Genomic DNA, 25,407 nt, shown 5'->3' with positions numbered 1-25,407 from the left:
TCAGAGCACCAGGTTGTGGCGGCCGACCTTTTTGATGTCGGTTTCGCCGCAAAGGCCCATGGTGACGTCCAGTTCCTTGTGCATCATTTGCAGCACCTTCGAGACCCCTTCCTTGCCCATGGCGCCGAGACCATAGATGAAGGCGCGGCCGATGTAGGTGCTCTTGGCTCCCATTGCGACGGCCTTGAAGACATCCTGGCCGGACCGGATGCCGCTGTCGAAATGCACTTCGATCTTGTCGCCGACCGCATCGACGATGTCCTGAAGCACCTCATAGGACGCAAGAGCTCCGTCAAGCTGACGGCCGCCATGGTTGGAGACGACGATCGCATCGGCCCCAACGTCCGCCGCGATCTTCGCATCCTCCACATCGTTGATGCCCTTGAGAATGAGTTTGCGCTTCCAGTGGGACTTCACCCATTCCACCGAGGACCAGTCGAGGGTCGGGTCGAACTGGCTGTTGGTCCATTCGGCAAGCGAGGTCATGTCGCCAACACCGGACACGTGGCCATGGATGTTGCCGAACTGGCGCCGCTTGGTCTGCAGCATGTGCCAGCACCAGCGCGGCTTGAACGCAAGATCCAGCAGAACGTGCGGTTTGGGCTTCGGCGGCGTGGACAGGCCGTTTTTCAGATCCTTGTGCCGCTGGCCCAGAACCTGAAGATCAAGCGTCAGAACGAGTGCCGAACAGCCGGCAGCCGTTGCACGCTGCATCAGGTTTTCCGAAAAGCCCCTGTCGCGCATGACATAGAGCTGGAACCAGAACGGGTTCTTGGTGTTCTCGGCGACATCCTCGATCGAGCAGACGCTCATGGTGGACAGGGTGAAAGGGACACCGAATTCTTCTGCGGCCTGGGCCGCGAGAATTTCACCGTCGGCGCGCTGCATCCCGGTCAGGCCGACAGGGGCAAGGGCAACCGGCATCGTTACGTCCTGGCCGATCATGGTGGTCTTGACCGAGCGGTTGTCTATGTTGCAGGCCACGCGCTGGCGCAGCTTCTGGCGCTGCAGCGCCGCTTCGTTCTCGCGGTAGGTGCTCTGCGTCCAGGAACCGGTATCCGCATAGTCGTAAAACATCTTCGGTACCCGGCGCCGGGCCAGGGCCTGCATGTCGGCAACATCGGTCACAACAGTCATCGAATTCCTCCTGAGGCTCACGCGCGAGCCGGTTTTCGGGTCCGTCTCAGGCCGGCCAGCTGCTCGCGCCGGTCCAGATCCTTCGTTTCGGCAAGGGTGCCGCGCACATAGTCGATATGGTTTTCCGAGGCCTGCCTCGCGCGGTCGGCATCCCCGGTCTGAATGGCGTCGGCAATGGCCTTGTGCTGCTGCAGCAGCTCGACCCGTGCCGACGGGTGGTGGTAAAGGCGCCCGCGATTGTAGAAGACGCCGTTTTCCAGAAGCCGGTAACAGGACCTGAGAGTGTGCAGCATCACCACATTGTGGGCCGCTTCGCCAACCGCGTGATGAAAGGCAACGTCCAGCCGGCTTTCGGCAGGCAGGTCCTCGCTGTCATGCGCTTCCTGCATCTGGCGGACAATGTCCTGCAGCCGGGCAAGGTCGGATGGGGCGGCCCGTGCGGCTGCAAGGGCTGCCGCCTGGCTCTCGATGCCCCGCCGGAATTCGAAATAGTCGTTTACCGCGCCCGGGTGCCGGGCAATCAGCTGGACCACTGCTTCCGAAAAGATCGGGCCGATCAGCTCGGCAACATAGGTGCCGCCACCCCGGCGCGACGAAATCAGCTCGCGGTCCTCAAGCGTCTTCAAGGCATCGCGAAGCACGGGACGGGAGACATTCATCTGGTCGGCAAGGTCGCGCTCGGCTGGCAGCCTGTCGCCGGACTGCAGCACGCCCTTCAGGATCAGATCTTCGATCTGCTCCACCACGGCATTTGCCGTTTTCTGATGATCGACCGGCTGAAACATGCCGCTCCCGTTCCAATTGTTGGCGCGGAAAATAGCGCCGCTTTCAAAATCGGTCAATTTTTTTGTCCAATTATTTGTTGCTGAAATGTCTCTCCGGAAACCCAATTGTCTGCTGCGGCAAAAATGCGGATTGGTTTCGGCGGTGCCTTAGCGGAATGTAGAATTGACAGAACATTTCCAAAGTCGGGGTTACTCCTTGGATCAGGGATCAGAAAACGGGTCCACCTTTCCTGCCTTTCGCACATCTCCCTTGCGGGAAAAGGTGTTGGGGGAGGTTCATGCGCGGCCGTTTCGTCCGCTGCCCTGTCCGCGGACGGTGCTCCACTACGCTTTCCTGACAGATGCTGAGGAAGCCGCCAGAGATCATGCCTGGCTGTCAGAGTTCTGCATTTCCCGCGGTGGCCACGGTCCTGCGCCCGGAGCCCGTCATCACACCGTCAATTTCGGCGGCGGCACCCTGAGCTGGGAACAGCACGCGGAATTCACCACCTACACCTGGGATGGTGGCGCCCACGAACAAACGATTTTCGGGCAGGTGCCGATCAAGCACCCCTTTGGCGCTGCGTTTCGGGCGCCCGGCGATCTGCTGGTCGCCGTCCGGTTGGAATTGCGCGGCGGTGATGAAGGCAAGGAATGGCGAAGCCAGTTCGATGAAGCCAGCCTGACGGTTTCCAACCTTGAAGACGGCGCTGCCATGGTCGCGACCGACTTCCGGCAGGATGGCGATGGTCTTACACGGCTCCTGGTCTGCAACCGGACCTTGAGCGACGTTCAGTCCGGCGCCGTTGTCCAGCGGCTTCTCGAGGTTGAGACCTATCGAACGCTGGCCATGCTGGGCCTGTTCGAGGCAACCAGACTTCAGCCGGATATCAGGCGTTTCGAGATCGAGCTTGCGGAACTGACCGGCCAGATGCAGGAGACCTCCGCGCTCGGCGCCAACCAGGAGCTTCTGGACAAACTGAGCGGCCTTGCCGCCGCGCTGGAAGCGGGGGCAACCGCCAGCACGTTTCGGTTCGGCGCGAGCCGCGCATATGACCAGATCGTCCGGGCACGGCTGGAAACCTTGCGTGAAGAGGCTGCCCCCGGCGAACTTTCAATGGCGTCCTTCCTCGTCCGCCGGCTTGCCCCGGCCATGCGCACCTGCCAGGCGATCGAAGACCGTCAGGCGATGCTCTCGCGCAAACTGGCGCGGGCAACCACGCTCCTGCGCACGCGGGTCGACGTCGAACTGGAAGAGCAGAACCGTTCGCTGCTGGAATCCATGAACCGGCGTGCCCATCTGCAACTCCGCCTGCAGCAGACCGTCGAAGGCCTGTCCGTTGCCGCGGTGAGCTACTACGTTGTCGGCCTGATTTCCTATCTGGCGAAAGCCGCCAAGGAAACCGGCTTGCCTCTGCCTGACTCCAACCTGATGACCGGCATATCCGTGCCACTGGTCGTGCTGGTGATCTGGTGGACCGTCAAGCGCATCCGTCAGCAACACGGTGAGCATTGAAACCGTCAAGACAATGTACCAGGAAGCTGGTGCGGAAAGATCGACCCGATTAATTTCGAGGCGAGGACCGTTTCCCTGGACTATCTCCCATTTGGTGCGAGCCGATCGAGATAGTGTGACAAGTGGGACAAGGCTGTTTCCCCGGACTGTTGGCCAATCAGGACAGCTGTTCCCAAGCCATGTATCAGCCCGATAAGGATTGCCGCTTCGGCTTCTGCATCCAATTCGGAACGAAAGTCACCGGTTCCAATCCCCTGTTTCACTATTTCTGAAATGCGCCCCTTCAGCTTGTTCGGACTGTCGATGAACGCACGACCGGAAATTTCGTCACTGGTCAGCGCAAGGACTGTGTAAGACATCCATAGAAGATGGAATTCACGGCTTTTCCGGTCTGTTGGCATCGCTTCTTCAAACAGTGTCAGCAACGCCGCGCGTGGCGAAGTCTGGTCCGAGTGGCCGTCGAGCCGCGCAGTCCAGCGCATATTGCTTTGGGCCTCCAGAAAGCTGAGCCCAGCCTGCATCAAGCCGGATTTGGTTTCGAAATAATACTGCACCAGCCGCAAGGAAACGCCTGCGGCTGACGCGACATCGCGAAGCGAGACGGCATGCAGTCCTTTCGCCAGAGCAACTTCGACAAAGGCCGTCAAGATCATCGATTTGCGTTCGTCATGGTCAACGGTTCGCGGCATGGGCTCTGTCTCTGGAGCGATGAAATTTTTTATGATACAAGTGTACCATAAAAAATTCGGAAGGGTCCATTGTTATCGTCATGAAACCCGAAATATCGCGCATACCACCGAGACTTTGGGCCGTTGCAACTGTGACCGGGGCTGGAGCTTTCATGGCCATGCTCGATACCTCCGTGGCAAACCTTGCGCTTCTCCCGCTCCAGGAAAATTTCAGAACGTCTTTGGGGGACGTGCAGTGGGTGGTGACCGGCTATCTGATCGCTCTGGCCGTTTCGATGCCGATGACGGGTTGGCTGTGCAGGCGGTTTGGGCACGGCCGCGTTTGGCAAATGAGCATGACAGGATTTGTTGCGGCATCTGCGTTGTGCGCACTTTCCGAAACGTCTTTGATGCTGAGCCTCGCGCGCGGACTGCAAGGGCTTGCCGCCGGGATAATGGTGCCTTCAGGCCAAGCGGTGCTGGCAAGTGTTTCAAAGCGCCGGCAATTGGGCCGTCTGATGGGGACCGTCGGATTTGCGGTGGCCTTGGGACCAGCCCTTGGGCCTGGGGTGGGCGGTGTTCTGATCGAAACGGTTTCGTGGCGCGGTTTGTTCTGGATGAACGTACCGATCGGGGCCGTGGCAATTGTCGCCGGTAGATATCTTGTCCCGGCTGGTGATGGAAAGCCGTCAAGCAGGCTGGACGCCAAGGGGTTGCTTCTGTGTGCCGTGGGTTTTCCGCTGGTGCTGTTCGGGCTTGCCGAAATCAGCACCGCCAATATCAATTGGCAGGCACTGGTCAGCGTTTTTCTTGGCGGCGCATTTCTGAACTGGGCACTACGGCACTTTCGCCATGTGGACGCGCCTCTCATCAATCTTGCACTGTTCAGTCGTCCCGGTTTTGCCGGAGCCGCCGCCACGGCAGGCCTTACGGGAGCTGCAATGTATTCCGGACTCCTGCTGTTTCCAATCTATCTGCAGTTAGAGCTGAACTTTGGAGATATCGAAACAGGCGGGATGTTGCTGGTGATGGGGCTCGGAGCCGCGATTGCACTGCCGTTCGCCGGATACCTGACGGACCGATACAGACCTGCCGAGGTCTCCGGTTCGGGGGCCGTGCTCCTGTTGCTTGGCACGTTGCCTTTCGGCGTCTGGCCGATATGGGCAGCAACTCCGATTGCGGCCTTGTTGTGCCTGCGAGGTATCGGTCTTGCATTGGCTCAAATGCCTGCGATGACAGCGGCGTTCACCGTGGTGCAGGAAACGGAAACCGGAGATGCCGCAACGCTGGTTAATGTGATGCAACGCGTTGGCGGCGCCTTGGGAGCGACTGCCATGGTGCTGGTGATCGAACAGGGTGGAACAACACAGAACGGTGCACTGGCCTTCCCGCTACTGATCTTGCTTGCAGCGGGGCCGGTATTGACGTCTTTCTGGCTCAGGCCTGCCGGCAGGACGTAAGACCAGTGGACGCTTGCTATCCCCTGAAAAGACTTTCTCAGGACCCAACACAATGATCCCATGGACTTATCGATACGCTTCCAGAGACTTCGGCTCCTTTTTGTCGGACGCAAAGCAGCGAATGGATCTTGTATCCGACAATTCCACCTACACGGCGGTCGATGCAGTCTTTCAGGTATTCAGGCGGCGGCTCACGGTTGAACAAGGTTTGGCTTTCGCCGGCGCTCTGCCTTCTGTTCTTTGCGCGATCTTCATTAGGGAATGGGACGTGACCCGAAAGCCTGTGCCATTCTCAAGCAGAGAAGTAATGTCCAGGGAGGCGCAGCAGGTTCGAAAGCACCATAACCTCACGCCGGACAATGCCATTGAAGCAACCGCATGGGCCCTTAGGCGGCATGTCGATCAACGGGATCTCGACCGGGTTCTTGAAGCTTTGCCCCTTGCGGCTCGAGAATACTGGCACGTGGATGTCGCCGATCCTGCGGAGCTGCAACAACGCATCTTCTGAGCACGGGCCGATTGTCAGACGCCACCTTGGAAACGATTGCCAACAGTTGCTGAAAAATCAATTGGCCCGCCAGGGTTCCCTGGCGGGCCAATTGATTGGTCTGGCAGCCAGTGGCGGCCGTCAATGTGACGCGCAAGCAGTGCTTACTTGCTCGTACCGTCTTCGTTGTACTGGTTCAAATAGGCGATCACGTTGGCGCGGTCATCTTCCTTCTTCAGGCCGGCAAAAGCCATCTTGCCTTTCGGAATCAGATCCTTCGGCTTGGTCAGGTAAACGTCAAGCGTCTCCTCGTCCCACACCTTGCCATCGGCCAATTCGAGCAGGTTGGCGGAATACTTGTAGCCGTCAACCGCGCCCCATGCCCGGCCGACAATGCCGTTCAGTTCCGGACCGACCTTGTTTTTGGCTTCGGGTCCAACCGCATGGCACGCGGCGCATTTCTTGAATACTTTCTCACCCTTGGCAGGGTCGCCTTCGGCGCTTGCCTGAACGGTCAGGGCCAGAAGCGCGGTTCCGGCGATCATCAGCAGTCGCTGCATGTATATCTCCCTCGGTTTGGGTGTTTAAAACCCCCGTCAACAGAACAGGATGTCAGGCCTTGATGCAAGTGACGGACCGTCGCATCCCGCATGCCAACCCGCGATCACCGACTGGGATCGTTTGGCGTCCGGGTGGAAGGTCAGCCTGCGCGGGCGTTGCTCGGCAGGCGTAACCAGTCCTCAAGCCCGTGATCCCAATAGGGGGATGAGCCATAGAGTCCGGCGAGGAAGTCGATAAAGACACGCACCTTGGCCGGCAGAAACTGGCGGCTGGGGTAAACGGCATAAAGCCCGACATCCTTGGAGGCCCGGTACTCGGGCAGGAGAATTTGCAGTTTGCCTTCACGCAACTCCGGACCGACGTCCCAGGTTGATCGAAGCGCAACGCCGACGCCGGCCAACAGGCATTCGCGCACGACCTCGTTGGAGTTGGTCTTGACCGGCGCCTGCGTGCGGACGGTCTCGATCCCGTCCGGACCGGCGAGCCGCCACGGGTCCTGGTTGGTTGCGGCAATGGTCACATGGTTTGCGACAAGATCCTCGATGCTGTCCGGAGTGCCGTATTTTTCGAGATAGGTCGGGCTTGCGCACAGGACGCGGTGAACCGGTGCCAGGCGCCGCGCGACGAGGCTGGAATCGGAGAGCTCCGCAATGCGGATGGCAAGGTCGTAGCCGTCACCGACGATGTCGACAAAATCGTCGGACAGATCGAGATTGACCGAAAGATCGGTGTTTTCAGCCAGGAACTTGCCAAGGTGCGGAGCAATGTGAAGCCGTCCGAAGGACGTCGGAACGGCCACCTTCAGGTTGCCGCGTGCCTTGGCCGAGCCGCGCGAGACAAATGATTCGGCTTCTTCCACGGAGGCAAGAATGGCCACAACGCGCTCGTAAAAGCCCTGTCCGGCCTCGGTCATGGCAATCTGGCGAGTGGTTCGTTGCAGCAGTCTGGTACCGAGTTTTTCTTCCAGACGCCGGATGCGTTTGGAGACGACTGCGGGCGACAGGCTCATTTCGCGGCCGGCTGCCGACATGCTGCCGGCGCTTACCACCCTTGCGAAAATCTCCATGTCGGTCAGATTGCTCATTTTCAATCTCTCAGAAAGACAATTAGTATTTGCCGGTCGTTTTCCTCGGGCGCGAACCTTGCCACACTTAAGCAAGGGTAATTCACTGCCATCTCATGTTACGTAGGACCAATTCAACTGGATCAACGTATTAAAAAGTAGAAGGAGTTCATTTCGTGACCGCCATTGCGATGCCCGCGCCAGATCAGGCCGTATTGGCCCGCCGCCAGGAAATCCTGAGCGCGCTTCAGGCGATTGTGCCCGGAGAAGGGGTGATCCATGACGAACGCGAGATGCGCGCCTATGAGACCGATGCGCTGACGGCTTATCGCCAGCTGCCACTGATCGTCGTCCTGCCGGAAACGGTCGAGCAGGTATCGAAGGTTCTGAAATACTGTCATGACAATGACGTGAAGGTCGTGCCACGCGGGGCGGGCACGTCGCTTTCCGGCGGCGCGCTGCCTCTGGAAGACGGCGTTCTGCTGTCAATGATGAAGTTCAACCGCGTGCTCGATATCGACTATGACAACCGGGCCGTTGTCGTTCAGCCGGGTGTCACCAATCTGGGCATTACACGTGCGGTCGAGCACGAGGGCTTCTACTACGCGCCGGATCCCTCGTCGCAAATCGCCTGTTCCATCGGTGGCAACATCGCGGAGAACTCCGGTGGTGTGCACTGCCTGAAATACGGCCTGACCACCAACAACGTTCTTGGCCTTGAAATGGTGCTTGTCACAGGCGAGGTCATTCGCCTCGGCGGCAAGCATCTGGACAGCGAGGGATATGACCTGCTGGCGTTGATGACCGGTTCGGAAGGCCTGCTCGGCGTCGTCACCGAAGTCACCGTGCGGATCCTGCAAAAGCCTGAAACGGCGCGGGCGCTCCTGATCGGCTTTCCGACCAGCGAGGACGGGGGGCGCTGTGTGGCCGATATTATCGCCGCCGGCATCATTCCAGGCGGAATGGAGATGATGGACAAGCCCGCCATCCACGCGGCGGAGGATTTCGTCAACGCTGGTTATCCGCGTGATGTCGAGGCCTTGCTGATCGTGGAACTGGATGGGCCGGAGCGCGAGGTCGATTACCTGATCGGCCGTGTCGAGGAAATCGCCAGGGCCAACCAGGCCAGCCACGTGCGCATTTCCGAAAGCGAGGAAGAGCGCATGACCTTCTGGGCCGGCCGCAAGGCCGCGTTCCCGGCGGTGGGCCGCATTTCCCCGGATTACCTGTGCATGGACGGCACCATCCCGCGCCGCGAACTGCCGAAGGTGCTGGCCCGCATGCGGGAGCTGGCCGAAAAACACGGGTTGGGCGTTGCCAATGTCTTTCACGCCGGTGATGGCAACCTGCACCCGCTCATCCTTTACGACGCCAACAAGCCGGGTGAACTCGATGCGGCGGAAGCCTTTGGAGCCGATATTCTTCGGCTTTGCGTTGAGGTTGGCGGCGTTCTGACCGGCGAGCACGGTGTCGGCATCGAAAAACGCGACCTGATGACAGACATGTTCTCCGAAGCGGACCTGAAGCAGCAGCAACGGGTCAAATGCGCTTTCGATCAGAAGCATCTTCTCAATCCGGGCAAGGTTTTTCCGGTGCTGCACCGCTGCGCCGAGCTTGGCAAGATGCATGTACACAAGGGCCAGTTGCCCTTTCCAGATATTCCGCGGTTCTGAGGGTAGGGGCATGGACGCGACAATGAAACCGCGAAACACCAGCGACGTGGAAAAGGTGGTGGCCTGGGCCGCTGCCGAAGACCAGCCGCTGGAAATCATCGGTCAGGGCTCGAAACGAACGCTCGGACGCCCTGTGCAGGCCGCTCATGTGCTGGACCTGTCGGGTTTGACCGGGGTCGAGAGCTATGAACCTGCGGAACTGGTGCTGACGGTCAAGGCGGGTACGCCAATTGCCGAAGTGGAAAAGCTGGTCGATGACAACGGTCAGGAGCTTTCGTTCGAGCCGATGGACTTCGGCCCGCTCCTGGGCGTCACGCCGGCACAGGGGACAATCGGGGGCGTGCTTGCAGCCAACCTTTCCGGCCCCCGCCGGATCAAGGCCGGGGCTGCTCGCGATCACGTGCTGGGCATGGAGGCGGTGTCCGGGCGCGGCGAGATCTTCAATTCCGGCGGCAAGGTGGTCAAGAACGTCACCGGATATGACCTGCCGCGGGCTCTGTGCGGCGCATATGGCACGCTTGCCGTTGCAACGACCGTGACGCTGAAGGTCAATCCCAAGCCGGAAACCTCTGCAACATTCGTGCTTTCCGGGCTCGATGACGACGATGGCATCAAGGCATTGTGCCAGGCCATGGGATCGTCGGCGGAAGTGTCCGGCGCGGCCCATTTGCCTGCGGGGGTGAACGGCGGCAGCAGCTCAACCGTATTGCGCCTGGAAGGATTCTCGACCTCGGTGGATTACCGCTTCAAGACCCTGCAGGCGTTGCTTGGCACCTATGGCACGCCGTCGAGACTGGAGGCGGCGGAAACTGGTGCTCTCTGGCAGACGATCCGGGATGTCAAACCCTACGCCGGTGGTGAAACCCCGGTCTGGCGGCTTTCCGTTGCCCCGACTGCGGGGCCGCAACTGGTTGCCAGCCTGAGGGAGACATTCGAGCTTCAGGCCTATTACGACTGGAGCGGCGGCCTTGTCTGGCTGTCGTGTCTGGATGGCAGCCTGCATGAGGCGGAAATCAGGGCTGCGATCGATGCCGTCGGCGGCGGTCACGCAACACTTGTGCGGGCCGATGCGTCCCAGCGGTCCAATGTGCCGGTGTTTCACCCGCAGCCTGCTCCGCTCGCGGCACTGTCTCGCCGCCTGAAGGAACAGTTCGACCCGAAAGGCATTCTAAATCCTGGAAAAATGGTCAGTGGTGTGTAGTGTGAGGCCATAATTGTCACACGCATTTCCAACGGAGTGCCTTCATGGATCAACAGTCCGACGTTTCAGGCTACATGGAGCCAGGCGGCAAGAACGCCACGCTCATCTATATTCTTTATCTGGCAAATATCATCGTGCCGTTCACCGCCATTGTCGGTGTCATCTTTGCCTATCTCAATCGGGGCAAGGGCTCGGCCTGGGTTGATAGTCACTACACCTATCAGATCCGCACTTTCTGGATCGGGCTCCTGTTCGGCATCGTCAGTGGCCTTTTGACCCTGATCCTGATCGGCTTCCTGATGCTGATTGCCGTACTGATCTGGATGATCGTCCGCTGCATCAAGGGGCTTCAGCTTGCAGGCCGTAACGAGCCTGTGCCCAACCCGGAAACCTGGATGTTCTGACAAGAGGGCAAGGCCCGTCCGCAAGGCGCGGCACGGGCCATGAACCTTTACCAGGCTGCCGGTGCGGCGAACGTCATTGCGCCGGCAGGCACTTCACCGTCACGTCGTAACCATAACCATCGCGCTGATGCGTGGTGTTCTTGAACGACCACTTGTTCTTTTCGGCCTTGTTCTTCTTCGCTGCGACAGCGTCCAGCTCGAAATAGGCCTTGGCGGACACCGTCCAGGTCTTGCTGAGTGCGACCGACTTCTTCATGCCGCTTTTAAGAACCTTGTCCAGGTTGAGCGAGCAGGCCTGGACCGGATCCCAGCCCTGCCACTTGACCTTGGCCATCGGGATAACCGGCGTGTAGGAAATGGAAACCGAGCGCTTCGTGCCCGCGCCGACGTCGCGGTTCTGGAAGCTCTTGCTCCAAAGGTTGCCGTCCCCTTCGAAGTAAAGCACGTTCTTGAAGGAACCCACCTTCATCGCAACAATCCGCTCGCCATTCGTCGCCTTTGCCGACAGGCGCAGCATGAACCGGTGATTGCCGGACTTGATCTTGGTGTAATTGTAGGTGTTGGCCTTCACCTCGACGGGAATGACGTCGATGCCGTCGCGCTTGACTTCCACTTTCTCGATCCAGTCCTTGGCCATGGCTCCGGTTGCGACACTGGCGAGAACAGCGGTCAGAACGGCAGTTTTTGAAATCGTCTTAATCATCAAATCAATTCCTTGGTTGGCATTTCTTGCGCCCACGCTTCGGAACTTAGGCAGACCCGGTTGAACCGGTTCTGAGTGCACTGTTTATCCCGGGTTCATGTTCCAACTGTCCGTTCAGGGAAGGAGGAGGTGGTGAGGCAGAAAGTCCGTGCCGGCAAAACCGTTGTGCCACAAAGGTGCCTTGTGCCGCTTTCCTTCTGACCGTACGATCCGCCTCGCTCGGAAGGAGAAACCCGCAACGACGGGTCATTGAGGGATACGGGGAGCAATGCAGACAAATTTCACCGCAGAGCAGCTCAAGGACAGTCACGTTGCAGCGTCGGAGAAGATCCTGCGCAAATGCGTGCACTGCGGTTTCTGTACGGCCACGTGTCCGACCTTCACACTGCTTGGAGATGAGCTCGACAGCCCTCGAGGCCGGATTTACCTGATCAAGGACATGCTGGAAAACGACCGTCCAGCAGACAAAACCATCGTCAAGCATATCGACAGATGCCTGTCCTGCCTTGCCTGCATGACCACCTGTCCGTCCGGCGTGCACTACATGCATCTGGTCGATCACGCACGCATCCACATCGAGAAGACCTACAAGCGACCGTTTGCCGACCGCCTGATGCGCTCGGTCCTTGCGTTTGTCTTGCCCTATCCGAAACGGTTCCGGCTGGCGCTGATCGGCGCCTATTTCGGCCGACCCTTCGCCGGGCTGCTGAAGATGATGGGCGGCCCGCTTGCCCGGATGGGCGCCATGCTGGAACTGGCCCCGGCAAAGGCGCCGGGCCGCGGCCAGCTGGAAGGACCGGGGGTCTTTGCGGCCGAAAGCCCCAAACGCAAGGGGCGTGTTGCACTCCTCAGCGGCTGCGCCCAGCCTGTGCTCAACCCCGGCATCAACGATGCGACCATCCGGCTCTTGCGCAGGGCCGGGTACGAGATCGTGATGCCGAAGGGGGAAGTCTGCTGCGGCGCGCTTGTTCATCACATGGGCAAGGAAGAAGCGTCGCTGGAAAACGCCCGTCGCAACGTCGATGTCTGGATGAAGGAAGCCGAGGGCGAAGGGCTGGATGCCGTCCTGATCACGGCATCCGGTTGCGGCACCACAATCAAGGACTACGGCTTCATGCTGAAGGACGATCCGGCCTATGCCGAAAAGGCGGCGCGGGTGTCAGCCCTTGCGAAGGACGTGACCGAGTTCCTGACCGGTGTCGATCTGGGTGAGCCGCTGATGAAGCCCGGCCTGACGGTTGCCTATCACTCCGCCTGTTCCATGCAGCACGGCCAGAAGATCACCCGGCAGCCGAAGGATCTCCTGAAGGCTGCAGGCTTTGCCGTCAAGGACGTTCCCGAAGGCCACCTTTGCTGCGGCTCTGCCGGCACCTACAACATTCTCCAGCCGGAGATCGCGCGCCGCCTGCGCGACCGCAAGGTTGCCAATATCGAAAAGACCCGGCCGGACGTGATCGCGACCGGCAACATCGGTTGCATGACGCAGATCGGTCTTGGCACGGAAATTCCGATCCTGCACACGGCGGAACTGCTCGACTGGGTCTATGGCGGCCCTCAGCCCGACAGCTTGACGCCGGTACTTCAGCAGCGCCAGGCAGCGGAATAGCCGGACAGCGTGACAAGTGGCTCGCGGGCTTGTTTGCAGCCCGTCAGCTCTCCCGTGTGCCCAGCTGAACCGGTGTCTTGTCTCCGTCCGGAGGGCCGTCCACAGGCTGTCCGGCAAGCCGCAGCGTGCGTTCCAGCAATTCCTCGTAGATGGGGCGACCACCCATGTGGTGTGCCGTCAGTGATGCCGTCGTACAGGTGATCAATACCGGCATGATCAGCGAATAGGCGCCGGTCAGTTCCATAACCAGCACAACACCGACAAGTGGTGCGCGCACAGAGGCTGCGAAGAAGCCGCCCATGGCGGCAACGGCACAGGCGCTGCGGAAATCGTCTTCCACCGGCAGGAATTCGGCCGACGCGACACCGAAGGCGAGGCCGGCACAGGTCGCGATGGACAGCATCGGCGCAAAGATGCCGCCGGGAACACCGGACGCGTAGGAAAACAGCACCCCGCCGAAGCGCAGGAGCGTCAGCACCAGCAACGTGATCACGCCATAGTTCGACAGAATGAGGTTGTGGACCAGTTCTTCGCCGCCGCCGGTCGCTGCGGGAAGCGCGTTGAGCAGCAGGCCTGTTACCGCACCGATGACAAGCGCCGGGACCCAGCGCAAGCCGGAGGGGATCTTCAGGAAGAGATCCATGACCGTGATCAGCGCCCGGTTGAAGAACACGCCAAGCGCGCCGAGGAAAACCCCCAGAACCGCCAGCAGCGCGAAGCTCCAGACCGGAACATAGCCGACATCCACCTGCAGGGGCGGGCCGATATGGGTCAGCTGTTCGGTGATGGCCGCACTCAGGATCGATGCGATGATGACGGCCATGTAGGTGCGATAGCCGAAGGGAAACTGTCGGCGGGTTTCCTCGACAATGAACAGGATCGCGGCCAGGGGGGCATTGAAAGCGGCGGCCAGTCCCGCGGCTGCGCCGGCCGCCAGCAGGCCCTTGTGATCATCGGGCGAAAGATCCTGCGACCGCGACAGGGCCTCGGCGGTCATCGCACCCATGTGGATGGTGGGGCCTTCCCGGCCGAGCACAAGCCCTGACCCAAGCGCCAGCAGACCGCCGAAAAACTTGGCGAACAGGACGCGCGGCCAATGCAGCGGCCGCTTGTCTTCCATGGCCCCTTCGATTTCCTGGATCCCGCTTCCTGCCGCTTCCGGGGCAACCCGCCTGATGAGCAGAAAGGCTCCCGTGACGCAGGCTGCCGAAATGGCCATGGATACGACATAAGGCATGTATCCCGGGCCAAGAGCCAGCCGCAGTGCCGCATAACGGGAGAATAGGAAATCGAGTCCGGTGTGAAATCCGGTTGCCAGACCGCCAACCAGAATACCGACCAGCGTCGCCTTGAGAAAATAGGCGGCATCCGATCGAACCGAAAAGGAGATGTGGGGGGCTTTCATGCCGCGGTCCTGAAAGAGGATTTAAGGAGACTGCTCTAGGCCGGCGATTCGACCTGTCGTGACGTCAGACTGCAAAGAAAAGCAGGTGCCGGCAACAAAAACGCGCGGCAGAGCCGCGCGTCTGTGTTCCGTTTGCCGGAAAGCGGAAAACTTCGTCAGATCACGTGCACCGTGGTGCCGACCTTGACCCGTTCGTAGAGATCCATGACGTCTTCGTTGCGCATGCGGATACAGCCGGAGGAGACCGCGTGGCCGATGGTCCACGGCTGGTTGGAGCCGTGGATGCGGTAAAGGGTGGACCCGAGATACATGGCGCGTGCGCCGAGCGGGTTATCCGGTCCGCCGGCCATGAAGGTCGGCAGGTCGGGACGACGCTTGCGCATTTCCGCCGGCGGACGCCAGTCCGGCCACTCCGCCTTGCGGGTGACCTTGTGGGTGCCCGCCCATTCGAAACCGGGCTTGCCGACGCCTACACCATAGCGCCGCGCGGTGCCGTCGCTCTGAACCAGATAGAGGAAGCGTTCGTTGGTATCGATCACGATCGTACCGGCCTTGTGCGGGCCGTCATAGTTCACGATGGTCGGCAGGAACTGCGGAGCAATCTGCCGCGACTGCGGGGCCCGTGCCTGGCGTTGCGGCTGCTGACGGACCGGCTGCTGGCGGGGAGACCACCAGTTGGCGCGGCGCACCTGCGGCTGTTGCTGCTGGACACGTGGCCGTTGCACACGTTGCTGCTTGAACTGGTAGCGCTGTGCCGTCGAACGCCGCTGGACCTGGGGCTGCAGTTGCAGCATCCAGGGCTCTGTCAGGTTCGGGCTGAGCACGAGCGGCGGTGGCGAGACCTGGCCCGCGGTTGCCGGAGTGCCGGAAAGGCCGGTGGAAAGAACCAGGACACCGGCAAACGCGAGAGCCTTGGGAAACATATTTTGCAGCAGGAACATGGCAGTACTCATCAACTTGTCATCGACCACGTTCAGCGGCCTTTTACAGCCGCCGGTTAACGGATTGGCAAGGATGATAAGCAGCTCAGGCTGTTGCAAAGATGAATCCGGCGCACGGAAATCAGGTAATCTTTTCTTATGGTTAGTTGTTGGTTGAGGAACAGGCTTAATGAAATCCTAGGCGCTTCGGTCGTCGCCGGATTAACCTTTGAAGGCGGTTTGAAAAGACAAAGCTTTCCGCGATTCCTTGGTTAACGCACGCGCCTTCTGGCATCGCGCGCCACCAGCGGCAGGATCGGCCGGGTCTGCTGCATCGACATGCCCGGTTTGATACGCGGATCGTAAAGCATGTTCAAAATGATCTGGTCGAACACCGTAAAGCGGCTGTGGCGCGAGGAATCGTTAAACACCGAATGGGTGAGTTGCTCGTCGTCGTTCATCGGGCCCAGCCCCTGCAGAAGTTCCTCGACAAGACAACGCTTGAAAAGAAATTCGCCTTCGTCGGAAACGATGACCGCCGCCGAGCGCTTGATGCCCTTGCGGCCGGAAACGACACGAACAAGGCACCTGCCTGGAACCCGGGCATGTTCGTTCTTGTAGATGTCCTTCTTCACCACCGGTTCATACTGAGCCCGGTCGACCACATAGATCTCGAAATTCGCCTTGGCCGGATCGTTCGTAACGCCAGTCGTCAATCCGCCAATGCGGTTGTCGATTTCCCTTATGAAGCGATGGACCGTCTGTGTCCTGTCGCGGGCGGACAGGTTATGGACGTAGAACAGGACCGGGGTGGTGAACTTCTTGACCAGATAGGGACGCCAGCTCCAGCTGCGGTACTCGAGCCCGAATACGGTCTTCTCGAACCCTTCCAGCAGCTCTTCCGTTGAAAAGGAATCGTTTGCTGCCGAAGGGGAACTCAGCGTGACGGGGGCCGTAAGAAAGAGCAGGCAGGTCAAAAGGATGCGCAGGAAATTCATCTAGGTCAAAGCACCGTTTGCAGCCACATTGGCCTGAGGGTCATGCCTGATCATGCGCGCAGCAGTTCGTTGTCAATCTGCGCGAGGATAACCAAAGCGCCGCCGCGAGGAAAGCCAAGAAACCGTTACCAAACACCAAATTATGCCGTAAGGCGCGCCAAGCATTGAAAAAACAATTCTTTAAACTTCCCGCGCTATAAGGGTCGGTATTGCGATTTAAGAAAGCCTGCAGGGGCGGGGAACGGGAGTAGGCATGGCCGCGGTGAAAAGATCCTTTCGAGCGGAAAGCTTGATACGCATGAATTCCGGGGCGAACGAGAACCCCGCCTATGCCGAAGAACGTCGTCACCAGGAAGTCTTGGCAGAGATCGCCAGCCTCAAATCCATGCTGAAAAGCGGACCGGACCAACAGGCACCGCTTGATCCGGAAGCCATGAGCGCAAAGTTCATGGCCGAATTCCGCAAGGAACTGTCCGAGGCCGCCAAGCTGAAGGTTGAACTCGACGCCATCTACGAGGCAATCGCCCAGACAAAGCGCGAGATCGCGACGCTGCATCACACCACTGGTTCCAAGGGCGAGGAGATGACCCGGGTCACCAACGAGCTTGACGCCGTGGTGATCGGAACGGAAGGGGCGACCGAAACGATCCTTTCGTCTGCAGAGTTCATCGACGAGACCGCCAACACGCTGTCCGCGCGACTTGGCAAGGAAGACGCCGAACTGGCGAACGATATCCAGGACAAGGTCATCCAGATCTTCGAGGCCTGTAACTTCCAGGATCTGACCGGCCAGCGCATCACCAAGGTGGTATCGACGCTGCGGTTCGTCGAAGACCGCATCATGCAGATGATGGATATCTGGGGTGGCATCGAAACCTTCAAGGATATCGAAGTCGAACAGCGCGAACTGAAGGAGGGCGACGCTGCCCTTCTCAATGGTCCCGCGCTGGAAAGCGACATCGATGTGGCGACCCAGGACGATATCGACGCCCTGTTTGCCTGAGAAAGGTCTCTAGCCATTAAAATTCGAAACCCGGCCGGCCTGGCCGGGTTTTTTGTTTTTGAAGCCGGGCTCGCATTTCGGGTTGCTTCAAGGTATCGGGGAGGGTACCAAGATGGGAACAAACAGTGAATATCAAGGTGGCGTATGGCAGAGCAGAAACCGGCGGAAACGGCAAAAGCGGAACGCGATCCGGTAACAGGTCTGCTGCTGGGCGAGGACGACAGGAACCGCTGCTGGTGGCATGGTGGTCTGGAGGACTACCAGCGCTATCACGATACGGAGTGGGGCTGGCCGGTTGACGAGGACAGGCGTCTTTTTGAGAAAATCTGCCTGGAAGGATTTCAGTCGGGTCTGTCTTGGCTGACCATCCTGCGCAAGCGCGACGCCTTCCGGGCAGCTTTCGCCAATTTCGAATTTGAACAAGTGGCAGAGTTTACTGCGGCGGATGTCGAACGCTGTCTGCAGGACAGCGGCATTGTTCGTCACCGCCGCAAGATCGAATCCACTATCAACAACGCCAGGCGGGCACTGGAGCTGAGGCAGGAGTTCGGCACGCTTGCCGCATACTTCTGGTCATTCGAGCCGAAACCGGAAAACCGGCCTGAGAAGCTGGACTTCGCCACGGCAAAGACCCTGGGCAAGACGGCCGAAAGCACCGAGCTCTCCAAGGATCTTAAGAAACGCGGCTGGAGCTTTGTCGGCCCGACCACCGTCTATGCCTTCATGCAATCCATGGGCATGGTCAACGATCACCTGGAAGGCTGCTGCTGCCGGGAAAGCGTTGAAGCCGCACGCAAGGCATTCAAGCGTCCTGTGAGGCGCTGAAGGCGCTTCGGTCTTGACGAGGTGCAAGGCATGATTTCCAACCTCTATCCACGAACGTTTTGGTTCGTTCACCGATAAGAGGGTGGGGGTCACACCCTGCCAACCTCGGCAGGAAACGCAGAGCTATGAACTGGCTCGGCTGGATTCCCTTCCCCCTTGTGGGGAAGGCTTAGGGAAGGGGGTATTCGGCGAAGCCGAAAAAACAACGTCCGCAAGCAACCTCCGCAATCATGTCACGCGGCTCGAAAACGCTGCTGTGTGTTTACCCGTTCACCTTCGCCTTCAGCGGCGAAAACAGGCGGTTTTCCTTGGAGAATACATAGTCGAGCGTTTCGACGGTAACCGTTTCCGCGCCTTCTTCGATCAACAGTTGGGCACAGTCGGCAACCGCATCCCTGGGGCACAAGACGCTGACGTGGTGCAGGTCGTCGACTTCGGAAAAACGCTGAAGAGCGCCAACCTTGCTGACAGATCGAAGGGCCTGTGTGCGGTCGGCAACCACGGCCTTGACCAGCTTGACGTTGCGGGCTGCTTCTTCCGCGGCCACGCGGTCGAGGATCGCCCGGGCAGCGCCAAGGGCGGTGGCGGACCAGTCGGCGTTGAGGGAGGCTACCAGATTGGCCTGGCTTTTCAGCATCACACCATCTGAAAGGATTTTCAGGTTGTTGGCCTGCAGCGTCGAGCCGGTCGTGGTGATGTCCACGATGAGTTCAGCGGATCCGGCTGCCGGTGCGCCTTCGGTCGCCCCCGCGCTTTCCACGATGCGGTAGTCGGCAATGCCGTGACCGGCGAAGAACGAGCGCGTGAGATTGACGTATTTGGTCGCAACACGCAGACGGCGGCCATGGCGATTGCGGAAATCGGAAGCGACATCGGAAAGATCCGCCATCGTTTCAACGTCGATCCAGGCTTTCGGCACGGCAACCACCACATCCGCCGGGCCAAAGCCAAGCGGCGTGACGATGTGAACGGTGCTTTCCGGGTTGGCGATGTTTTCATGCACCAGATCCAGACCCGTAATCCCGAAATGGACCGTGCCGTCGGAAAGTTCCCGCGCGATTTCGGAAGCCGACAGGAACGCGATCTCGACGTTCGGCAGACCCTTGATGGCGCCGCGATAGTTCCGCGCGCCGCCGGGCTGCACCACCTTCAGGCCTGCGCGGCCGAAGAATTCGTGCGTGTTTTCCTGCAGACGGCCCTTGGAGGGAATGGCGATAATCAGTTTGCTCATGACCTAACACTCGCTGCAATCCGGTCGAGCCACATGGAAAAGCCGATGGCCGGTACGTCGTCTTCGGCCCCAAGAAGGGTCACCAGCTTGTCGTAGCGCCCGCCGCCGACCAGCGGTCCTTCCACGGGTGGATTGACTGCATGGATCTCGAAGACAAAGCCGGAATAATAATCAAGACGCCGGCCGAACTCGGCTGCGAATGTCAGCCGGGCGGGATCGATGCCCTTGGCTTTAAGGGCCGCAAGGCGCTGTTCGAAGGCGGCGATGGGCGTATCCAGGCCAAGGCCGAAATCGCGGGAGAAATCGCGCAGCATTCCGGCGGCGCTGGCGCCATCCGCCTTCAGGGCCAGATAGGCGGAAAGTGTTTCCGCCGCCTTGTCATGGCCGCGGGCACCGCTGGCAAGGGCGGCCTGTTCCAGGAACCTGTCTGCGATTTCGCTGGGCGTGCGTCCGCCGACGGCGGAAATTCCGGCAATCGACAGAAGATCCTCGACGACCGCATGGGCAGCCTCCGGATCAGCCCCTTCCAGCGCAGACAGGAAACCGAGGCGGACGTCGCGGCTGTCATCGTCGGAGGAGGAGGCTCCGGCCATGCGGGTGATCGCGGCGGTCAGACGGTCGGTCTCGCCAAAGAGATCACGTAGCCGGCGGCGCCAGACGGTCGGCAGGTCAAGCCCTTCCAGCACGGCGGCAAACAGGGTCTCGTCGCCAATTCGGATGACGATGTCCGACAGGCCGAATTCCTCCAGGGCCTTGACGGAAAGCGCAAGCAGGTCCGCATCCGCTTCGGCCGTGTCCGTACGGCCGAGGCTTTCCGCGCCGAGCTGCGGGATTTCGCCCAGGCCGTCCGGGCGCTGGCGGAACACCGGGCCGTTGTAGCAATAGGCGGCCGGAAGCTTGACGGCGTCCTGTGCCAGGTGATGACGGCAGACCGGAATGGTGAAGTCGGGGCGCAGGCACAGATCAAGTCCGTCGGTACCGCTGGTCAGATAGAGCCGGCGCCGGATGTCCTCGCCGGTGAGATCCAGAAAGACGTCCGCCGGTTGCAGGATCGGCGGGCTGACCTCGTCATGGCCCGCGGCCTTGAAGAGGCCAAGAACCGTCTCGATCTTCTCCGGAGCCAGTCCGGTCACCTGTGCCGCCCCACTCATGATCAGCCCTCGTTCTGGCGCTGGCGGTCTTCCGCCTGCCCGTCCAGGATGCCGCGCACGGTCGCAAGGAGTTCCGTCTCCTTGACGGTGACCTGCGCCGGACGGCTTTCACGCCAGGTAATGTTGTCGGTTATCTCTTCGGAAAGCCGCTTGCCCTCGATCAGGTCCTTGACCTGGATTTCACCGGCTTCCCGCTCGTCAGAGCCCTGGATGATGGCGATCGGGCAGTTGCGCCGGTCGGCATATTTCAGCTGGTTGCCGAACTTCTTCCAGTTGCCCTGGTACATCTCTGCGCGAATACCGCCCTCGCGCAGGTCCTGTACCATCTTCTGGTAGCGTCCGAGCGCGGCAACGTCGCCGTCCATCACGGTGACCAGCACCGGCGCGACAACGTCGGACGTGCCGAGCTTGCCGAGGTTCTTCAGCGCTGTCATCAGGCGGGAAACGCCGATGGAAAAGCCCGTCGCGGGTACGTCACGTCCGGTGAAGCGCTTGACCAGCCCGTCATAACGGCCACCACCGCCGACAGACCCGAACTGGACGATTTCGCCCTTCTCGTTGGTCACGTCGAACAGGAGTTCGGCTTCGAACACCGTACCGGTGTAATATTCCAGACCGCGCACGACGGACGGGTCGATCTTGATCCGGTCTTCGCCATAACCACAGGCCGAGAAGATTTCCGCCATGGTGTTGAGCTCGGTGATGCCATCGTTCTCAAGCGTGCCCGTGCCGGAGACGAAGGCAACGATGCTGTCGATGGCAGCCGGGTCGAGTTCCGCACCCTTGGTGAAGTCGCCGCTCTCGTCCTTGCGACCGTTGCCCAGCAGCAGGCGAACGCCTTCAATCCCGAACTTGTCGAGCTTGTCGATCGCTCGCAGAACCGTCAGTCGGCGTTCTTCGTGCTCTTCACCGCCAAGGCCGATGCTTTCCAGCACGCCGTCCAGGACCTTTCGGTTGTTGACGCGGATCACATACTGCCCGCGCGCGATGCCGAGCGCTTCCATCGTGTCGGACATCATCATGCACATTTCGGCATCCGCCTGGACACCGGGTGCGCCGACGGTATCGGCGTCAAACTGCATGAACTGGCGGAAGCGGCCCGGCCCGGGCTTTTCGTTCCGGAACACCCAGCCGGCACGGTAGGTGCGATAGGGCAGCTGGATCTCGTTGATGTTTTCCGAAACATGTCGGGCCAGCGGTGCGGTCAGGTCGTAGCGCAGGCTCATCCACTGCTCGTCTTCGTCCTGCACGGAAAAGACGCCGGCATTGGGCCGGTCGGTGTCCGGCAGGAACTTGCCGAGGCAATCGGTATATTCAAAGGCAGGGGTTTCGACGGGATCGAAACCGTAACGCTCATAGACAGCGCGGATCTTCGCCAGCATCTCGTCGGTGGCGCGGATGTCCTCGGCAGAGCGGTCAACGAAGCCGCGCGGCAGGCGGGCTTTCAGCTTGTTCGGTTTTTTGGCCATAAAGGTCTTGAATCCTGGCGAGTTCCCGGCCGGACGCGCCCAAGGAAACCTCTCGCATCCGGCTGTCTGATATTGCGGCTGTCGTAGACGAAACAAGGCGCAAGGGCAAGGCGGTGCAACATCCTGCCGGTTCGTTCGATAGGAGTTGGAAGAAAGCCGGTGGTTCTGGCCGCGAACCAGTGAATGTCGTGCGGGACCAGCGACAGGGAAGCAATTCTGCAGTCCGTGCCTTGTTTGCATCACAGTTCGCGGTAAAAGGGCGCTTCAGGAACAGTGGAAGTGCAGCTGCGAAAGACAGGTGAAGCACAATGGGCCGGTAAATCGGCCGGGCAGTGCGGGCATCCATTGTCTTTTCTTGTATTTAATCTCTGCCGGGCTATGGTCCGCGCGGATCGGGTGAAAAGGGCCGTCCCGGTGCTGCAAGGAAGGCACGGGACCGGCGGACAGGGCTCAGTATGGACAGTGCGGTGCGCATGGCGGACGGGAATGCCGGCGAAGTTGGGGCCGAGGCTCTGAAAGGGCCGAAGGCCGCTGAACTCAGTGTCATCCTGCCGAGTTTCAACGAAGCTGCGAACATTCCAATCCTGATCGGCCTCCTGGACGAGGCGCTCGCCGGGATCGCCTGGGAAGCGATCGTCGTCGACGACAATTCGCCCGATGGAACCACCGAGGTTGCCCGCGAGATTGCCCGAACCGATGCGCGCGTCCGGGTCATCCGCCGTATTGGCCGCCGGGGCCTGTCGGGGGCCTGTATTGAGGGCATCCTGGCGTCCTCCGCCCCCTTTGTCGCCGTCATGGATGCGGACCTGCAGCACGACGAGACCATGCTGCCGAAGATGCTGGCCGCCCTGAAGGCAGACGAGACGGACCTGGTCGTCGCAAGCCGCAAGGTCGATGGCGGCACCATTGGCGAAGGCCTGTCGTCCTTTCGCGCCTGGGGCTCCAACCTCGCCAACGGCCTCGCTCAGAAGCTGCTGAACGTCACCTTGAAGGATCCGATGAGCGGGTTCTTCATGATCCGCCGGGACAAGGCTGAAGCTCTCGCACCGAAGCTCTCGCCCCAGGGCTTCAAGATCCTGCTCGACCTGGTCTCCAGTGCGGGTGGTACCTTGAAGATCAAGGAACTGCCGTTCACCTTCCGCGAGCGCCAGCACGGCGAAAGCAAGCTGGATACGCTGGTCACGCTCGACTATTTTGGTCTGTTGCTCGCGAAATACTTCGGCAACATCGTTTCGGTCCGTTTCCTGATGTTCGGCCTCGTGGGAGCAAGCGGCCTCTTCGTCCATCTGGCGGCGCTGCGCGTGTTCCTGCTGAGCGACATGGAATTCAACCTCGCCCAGACGGCGGCGTCCTTCGTCGCAATGACTTCGAACTTCTTTCTCAACAATCAGCTGACTTATCGCGACCGCCGCTTGAACGGCATGAGGGCGCTGGTCGGCCTCCTGACCTTCTACGCGGTCTGTTCGGTCGGCGTGCTGGCCAACGTCGGTGTCGCCAACCTGATCTACGCTGATCCATCCTACTGGTGGTTCGCCGGTACGGCGGGGGCGATCATGGGGGCTGTCTGGAACTACGCGGCCAGCTCCGCCCTGACCTGGCGCAAGTCGTAAAGGCCCGTTGTGACCGCTGAAGCTCAGACCGGATCCTTGCCTTTCTACCTGCGGCCCGCAGGCCTGATCCTGATTGTCGGCCTGTTGACGGCGTTGAAAATCTTTGCCGCCAGCCACTCGCATTTTGTCGAGGACGAAGCCTATTACCGCCTCTGGGGGCTTTCGCCGGCGCTCAGCTATTACGACCATCCGCCGATGATCGGCTGGTGGATCGGTATCGGTCAGGCACTGTTCGGTGACACGGTCTTCGCAGTTCGCGCCCTTGTCATCGCCTCAGGCGTGATCGGTTCCCTGGCCCTGTGGCGCACAGCCTCCCTTTTGTTCGGACGCGCTGCCGCGGCCTGGTCTGTCCTGTTCCTCAACGCCAGCCTGCTGGTGGGCATCGGCGGCATTCTGGCAACGCCCGACGCACCGTCAGTGCTGTTCTGGGGTCTCAGCCTGTGGGCGCTGACAGAACTGTCAACGTCCAGAAACGCCAACTGGTGGTTCGTGGTCGGGCTGATGGCCGGTTGCGGTCTGGTTGCCAAATATTCGGTCCTGTTTCTGGGCGCGGGCATCGTCCTGTGGCTGATCTGGGTGCCGGATGCCCGCCGCTGGTGGCGCTGCTGGCAACTCTGGGCCGGTGGACTGATCGCGCTGCTCTGCTTTTCGCCGGTGCTTTACTGGAACCACGTCCACGAATGGGTCAGCTTCTACAAGCAGTTCGGCCGGGCTGGCACCGGCGGGTACACGGCAAGATATATTCCAGAGTTCCTGGGCGCACTGGTCGGGCTGATGAACCCGCTGATCGCTGTTTTGGCGTTTGCTGGTGCCGCCAGGCTCTTCAAGGGGCTTCGGGCGCGGGAAAACGCGGCGTCTCTCCTGCTCCTGACCGTTTTGCCGTTCCTGCTCTATCTCGGGTATCACTCCTTGCATTCGCGCGTGCAGGCCAACTGGCCGGCACCGCTTTTTCCCGCTTTTGCCATGATGGCGGCGGTCTTTGTCACCAGCCGGCCTGCCAGCCCAGCCCTGTGGCAGCGTCTGGCGCAAGCCGGTGTCGTCCTTGGACTTGCAGTTGCCGTCGTGGTGCAACTGCACGCAGTCTGGCCGCTGACGGGTACCTTTGCCCGCAAGGACCCGACCTTCCAGTTACGCGGTTGGCCGGAGATCGGACAGGAAGTGAAGGAACTGGCAGAAAGGGAGGGGGCCGGTTTCGTGGCAACGACCAGCTACGGCCTCAACGGCCAGCTCGATTTCCTGATGAAAGACGACCTGCCGGTGTTCCAGCTGACCGAGCGTATCCGCTATGTCATGCAGCCTGCGCCTGACATGTCGCTGTTCGACGGGCCGGGGCTCTATGTTGCTGAAAAGCGACGGAACCGGGAAGGCGACCTGCGGCAGTCCTTTGCCAACGTCGAGGAAGTTGCCGAGCTGACGCGCAAGGTTAAAGATGTGCCGCTGGAAAAGCTTGTCGTCTACAAGGTTGAGGGGCGTATCGACCCGGTGTTCGAGCCGGTTGACCCAAATTGAACCGGCAGGAGATGTCGGCTCCACCCAACATCCGACTTGATTT

The 25,407-nt window shown here is 60.4% G+C and carries 23 protein-coding genes; 11 read left to right on the top strand and 12 right to left on the bottom strand.

Annotated elements, in window-relative coordinates; all coding sequences use genetic code 11:
• Together HEP89_RS03415 and HEP89_RS03410 are read right to left on the bottom strand one after the other, a co-directional pair.
• A complete protein-coding gene (locus tag HEP89_RS03415; protein WP_023002107.1) occupies positions 1-1,137 on the bottom strand; it encodes an alpha-hydroxy acid oxidase in 1,137 nt (378 codons plus the stop codon).
• 17 nt (positions 1,138-1,154) lie between these two features.
• Positions 1,155-1,979 (bottom strand): FadR/GntR family transcriptional regulator, encoded by an 825-nt coding sequence (locus HEP89_RS03410; RefSeq protein ID WP_286201021.1) that lies wholly within the window; start codon positions 1,977-1,979, stop codon positions 1,155-1,157.
• A 139-nt stretch (positions 1,980-2,118) separates the two neighbouring features.
• Between HEP89_RS03410 and HEP89_RS03405 the strand changes: the two genes are divergently transcribed.
• Complete coding sequence (locus HEP89_RS03405; RefSeq protein ID WP_152504617.1) at positions 2,119-3,417, top strand: DUF3422 domain-containing protein; 1,299 nt, start codon at positions 2,119-2,121, stop codon at positions 3,415-3,417.
• Between the two features lie 80 nt (positions 3,418-3,497).
• On the opposite strand, the gene HEP89_RS03400 is transcribed toward HEP89_RS03405, so the two are convergent.
• Positions 3,498-4,106: a TetR family transcriptional regulator C-terminal domain-containing protein gene (locus tag HEP89_RS03400; protein ID WP_197923133.1), complete on the bottom strand. Its 609-nt coding sequence runs from the start codon at positions 4,104-4,106 to the stop codon at positions 3,498-3,500.
• Between the two features lie 80 nt (positions 4,107-4,186).
• Between HEP89_RS03400 and HEP89_RS03395 the strand changes: the two genes are divergently transcribed.
• Both HEP89_RS03395 and HEP89_RS03390 read left to right on the top strand, forming a co-directional pair.
• On the top strand, positions 4,187-5,545 hold the full coding sequence (locus HEP89_RS03395) for a DHA2 family efflux MFS transporter permease subunit (protein WP_168691329.1): 1,359 nt from the start codon (positions 4,187-4,189) through the stop codon (positions 5,543-5,545).
• Positions 5,546-5,597: 52 nt separating this feature from the next.
• On the top strand, positions 5,598-6,053 hold the full coding sequence (locus HEP89_RS03390; RefSeq protein ID WP_168691663.1) for a DUF2267 domain-containing protein: 456 nt from the start codon (positions 5,598-5,600) through the stop codon (positions 6,051-6,053).
• A 143-nt stretch (positions 6,054-6,196) separates the two neighbouring features.
• Here the strand turns inward: HEP89_RS03390 and HEP89_RS03385 are convergent, their stop codons facing one another.
• The gene (locus HEP89_RS03385; protein WP_168691328.1) at positions 6,197-6,592 is read right to left on the bottom strand and encodes a cytochrome c family protein; all 396 of its coding nucleotides are present in this window, start codon (positions 6,590-6,592) and stop codon (positions 6,197-6,199) included.
• A 140-nt stretch (positions 6,593-6,732) separates the two neighbouring features.
• Positions 6,733-7,677 (bottom strand): LysR family transcriptional regulator, encoded by a 945-nt coding sequence (locus HEP89_RS03380; protein ID WP_168691327.1) that lies wholly within the window; start codon positions 7,675-7,677, stop codon positions 6,733-6,735.
• Positions 7,678-7,832: 155 nt separating this feature from the next.
• Here HEP89_RS03380 and HEP89_RS03375 point away from each other — a divergent pair, with 155 nt between their 5' ends.
• From HEP89_RS03375 to HEP89_RS03365, 3 genes are read left to right on the top strand one after another with little or no spacing between them, the layout of a single operon-like run.
• Positions 7,833-9,329, top strand: a complete 1,497-nt coding sequence (locus HEP89_RS03375; RefSeq protein ID WP_031269770.1) for an FAD-linked oxidase C-terminal domain-containing protein — start codon at positions 7,833-7,835, stop codon at positions 9,327-9,329.
• 22 nt (positions 9,330-9,351) lie between these two features.
• Positions 9,352-10,530: a glycolate oxidase subunit GlcE gene (gene glcE, locus HEP89_RS03370; RefSeq protein ID WP_209014431.1), complete on the top strand. Its 1,179-nt coding sequence runs from the start codon at positions 9,352-9,354 to the stop codon at positions 10,528-10,530.
• Between the two features lie 44 nt (positions 10,531-10,574).
• Entirely contained in the window at positions 10,575-10,934 is a 360-nt protein-coding gene (locus HEP89_RS03365; protein ID WP_023002100.1) for a DUF4870 domain-containing protein, read from the top strand.
• Positions 10,935-11,007: 73 nt separating this feature from the next.
• Here HEP89_RS03365 and HEP89_RS03360 read toward each other — a convergent pair whose 3' ends face one another.
• The gene (locus HEP89_RS03360; protein WP_168691325.1) at positions 11,008-11,637 is read right to left on the bottom strand and encodes a hypothetical protein; all 630 of its coding nucleotides are present in this window, start codon (positions 11,635-11,637) and stop codon (positions 11,008-11,010) included.
• 268 nt (positions 11,638-11,905) lie between these two features.
• On the opposite strand from HEP89_RS03360, the gene glcF reads away from it, so the two are divergent.
• Positions 11,906-13,243 carry a glycolate oxidase subunit GlcF gene (glcF, locus tag HEP89_RS03355; RefSeq protein WP_168691324.1) on the top strand — a complete coding sequence of 446 codons (1,338 nt, stop codon included), beginning with the start codon at positions 11,906-11,908 and terminating at the stop codon, positions 13,241-13,243.
• A 43-nt stretch (positions 13,244-13,286) separates the two neighbouring features.
• Here the strand turns inward: glcF and clcA are convergent, their stop codons facing one another.
• The 3 genes from clcA to HEP89_RS03340 form a co-directional block, all read right to left on the bottom strand.
• Complete coding sequence (gene clcA / locus HEP89_RS03350) at positions 13,287-14,648, bottom strand: H(+)/Cl(-) exchange transporter ClcA (RefSeq protein ID WP_023002097.1); 1,362 nt, start codon at positions 14,646-14,648, stop codon at positions 13,287-13,289.
• A gap of 155 nt (positions 14,649-14,803) precedes the next feature.
• Positions 14,804-15,601: a L,D-transpeptidase gene (locus tag HEP89_RS03345; protein WP_286189341.1), complete on the bottom strand. Its 798-nt coding sequence runs from the start codon at positions 15,599-15,601 to the stop codon at positions 14,804-14,806.
• A gap of 239 nt (positions 15,602-15,840) precedes the next feature.
• On the bottom strand, positions 15,841-16,566 hold the full coding sequence (locus HEP89_RS03340; RefSeq protein ID WP_168691322.1) for a DUF2927 domain-containing protein: 726 nt from the start codon (positions 16,564-16,566) through the stop codon (positions 15,841-15,843).
• 298 nt (positions 16,567-16,864) lie between these two features.
• Here HEP89_RS03340 and HEP89_RS03335 point away from each other — a divergent pair, with 298 nt between their 5' ends.
• Positions 16,865-17,569 carry a protein phosphatase CheZ gene (locus HEP89_RS03335; protein WP_209014429.1) on the top strand — a complete coding sequence of 235 codons (705 nt, stop codon included), beginning with the start codon at positions 16,865-16,867 and terminating at the stop codon, positions 17,567-17,569.
• Positions 17,570-17,713: 144 nt separating this feature from the next.
• Complete coding sequence (locus HEP89_RS03330) at positions 17,714-18,394, top strand: DNA-3-methyladenine glycosylase I (protein WP_197923131.1); 681 nt, start codon at positions 17,714-17,716, stop codon at positions 18,392-18,394.
• A gap of 262 nt (positions 18,395-18,656) precedes the next feature.
• Here the strand turns inward: HEP89_RS03330 and hisG are convergent, their stop codons facing one another.
• Genes hisG through hisS form a run of 3 tightly spaced genes read right to left on the bottom strand, consistent with a single transcriptional unit; the run spans position 18,657 to position 22,245 of the window.
• Positions 18,657-19,625 (bottom strand): ATP phosphoribosyltransferase, encoded by a 969-nt coding sequence (hisG, locus tag HEP89_RS03325; protein ID WP_055657728.1) that lies wholly within the window; start codon positions 19,623-19,625, stop codon positions 18,657-18,659.
• On the bottom strand, positions 19,622-20,776 hold the full coding sequence (locus tag HEP89_RS03320) for an ATP phosphoribosyltransferase regulatory subunit (protein WP_168691320.1): 1,155 nt from the start codon (positions 20,774-20,776) through the stop codon (positions 19,622-19,624). Before HEP89_RS03320 ends, hisG begins: the two co-directional genes overlap by 4 nt.
• A gap of 2 nt (positions 20,777-20,778) precedes the next feature.
• Positions 20,779-22,245 carry a histidine--tRNA ligase gene (gene hisS, locus HEP89_RS03315; protein WP_168691319.1) on the bottom strand — a complete coding sequence of 489 codons (1,467 nt, stop codon included), beginning with the start codon at positions 22,243-22,245 and terminating at the stop codon, positions 20,779-20,781.
• Between the two features lie 473 nt (positions 22,246-22,718).
• Between hisS and HEP89_RS03310 the strand changes: the two genes are divergently transcribed.
• Positions 22,719-23,855, top strand: a complete 1,137-nt coding sequence (locus HEP89_RS03310) for a glycosyltransferase family 2 protein (protein ID WP_051990217.1) — start codon at positions 22,719-22,721, stop codon at positions 23,853-23,855.
• 9 nt (positions 23,856-23,864) lie between these two features.
• Positions 23,865-25,364: a glycosyltransferase family 39 protein gene (locus tag HEP89_RS03305; RefSeq protein WP_168691318.1), complete on the top strand. Its 1,500-nt coding sequence runs from the start codon at positions 23,865-23,867 to the stop codon at positions 25,362-25,364.
• The last annotated feature ends 43 nt before the right edge of the window (positions 25,365-25,407 follow it).

This window comes from Labrenzia sp. 5N (genome assembly GCF_012395805.1).
In the GTDB taxonomy this organism is placed as follows: domain Bacteria; phylum Pseudomonadota; class Alphaproteobacteria; order Rhizobiales; family Stappiaceae; genus Roseibium; species Roseibium algicola.
The sequence above is the reverse complement of the archived record's forward strand: the minus strand, read 5'-3'. Positions and strand labels throughout refer to the sequence as shown.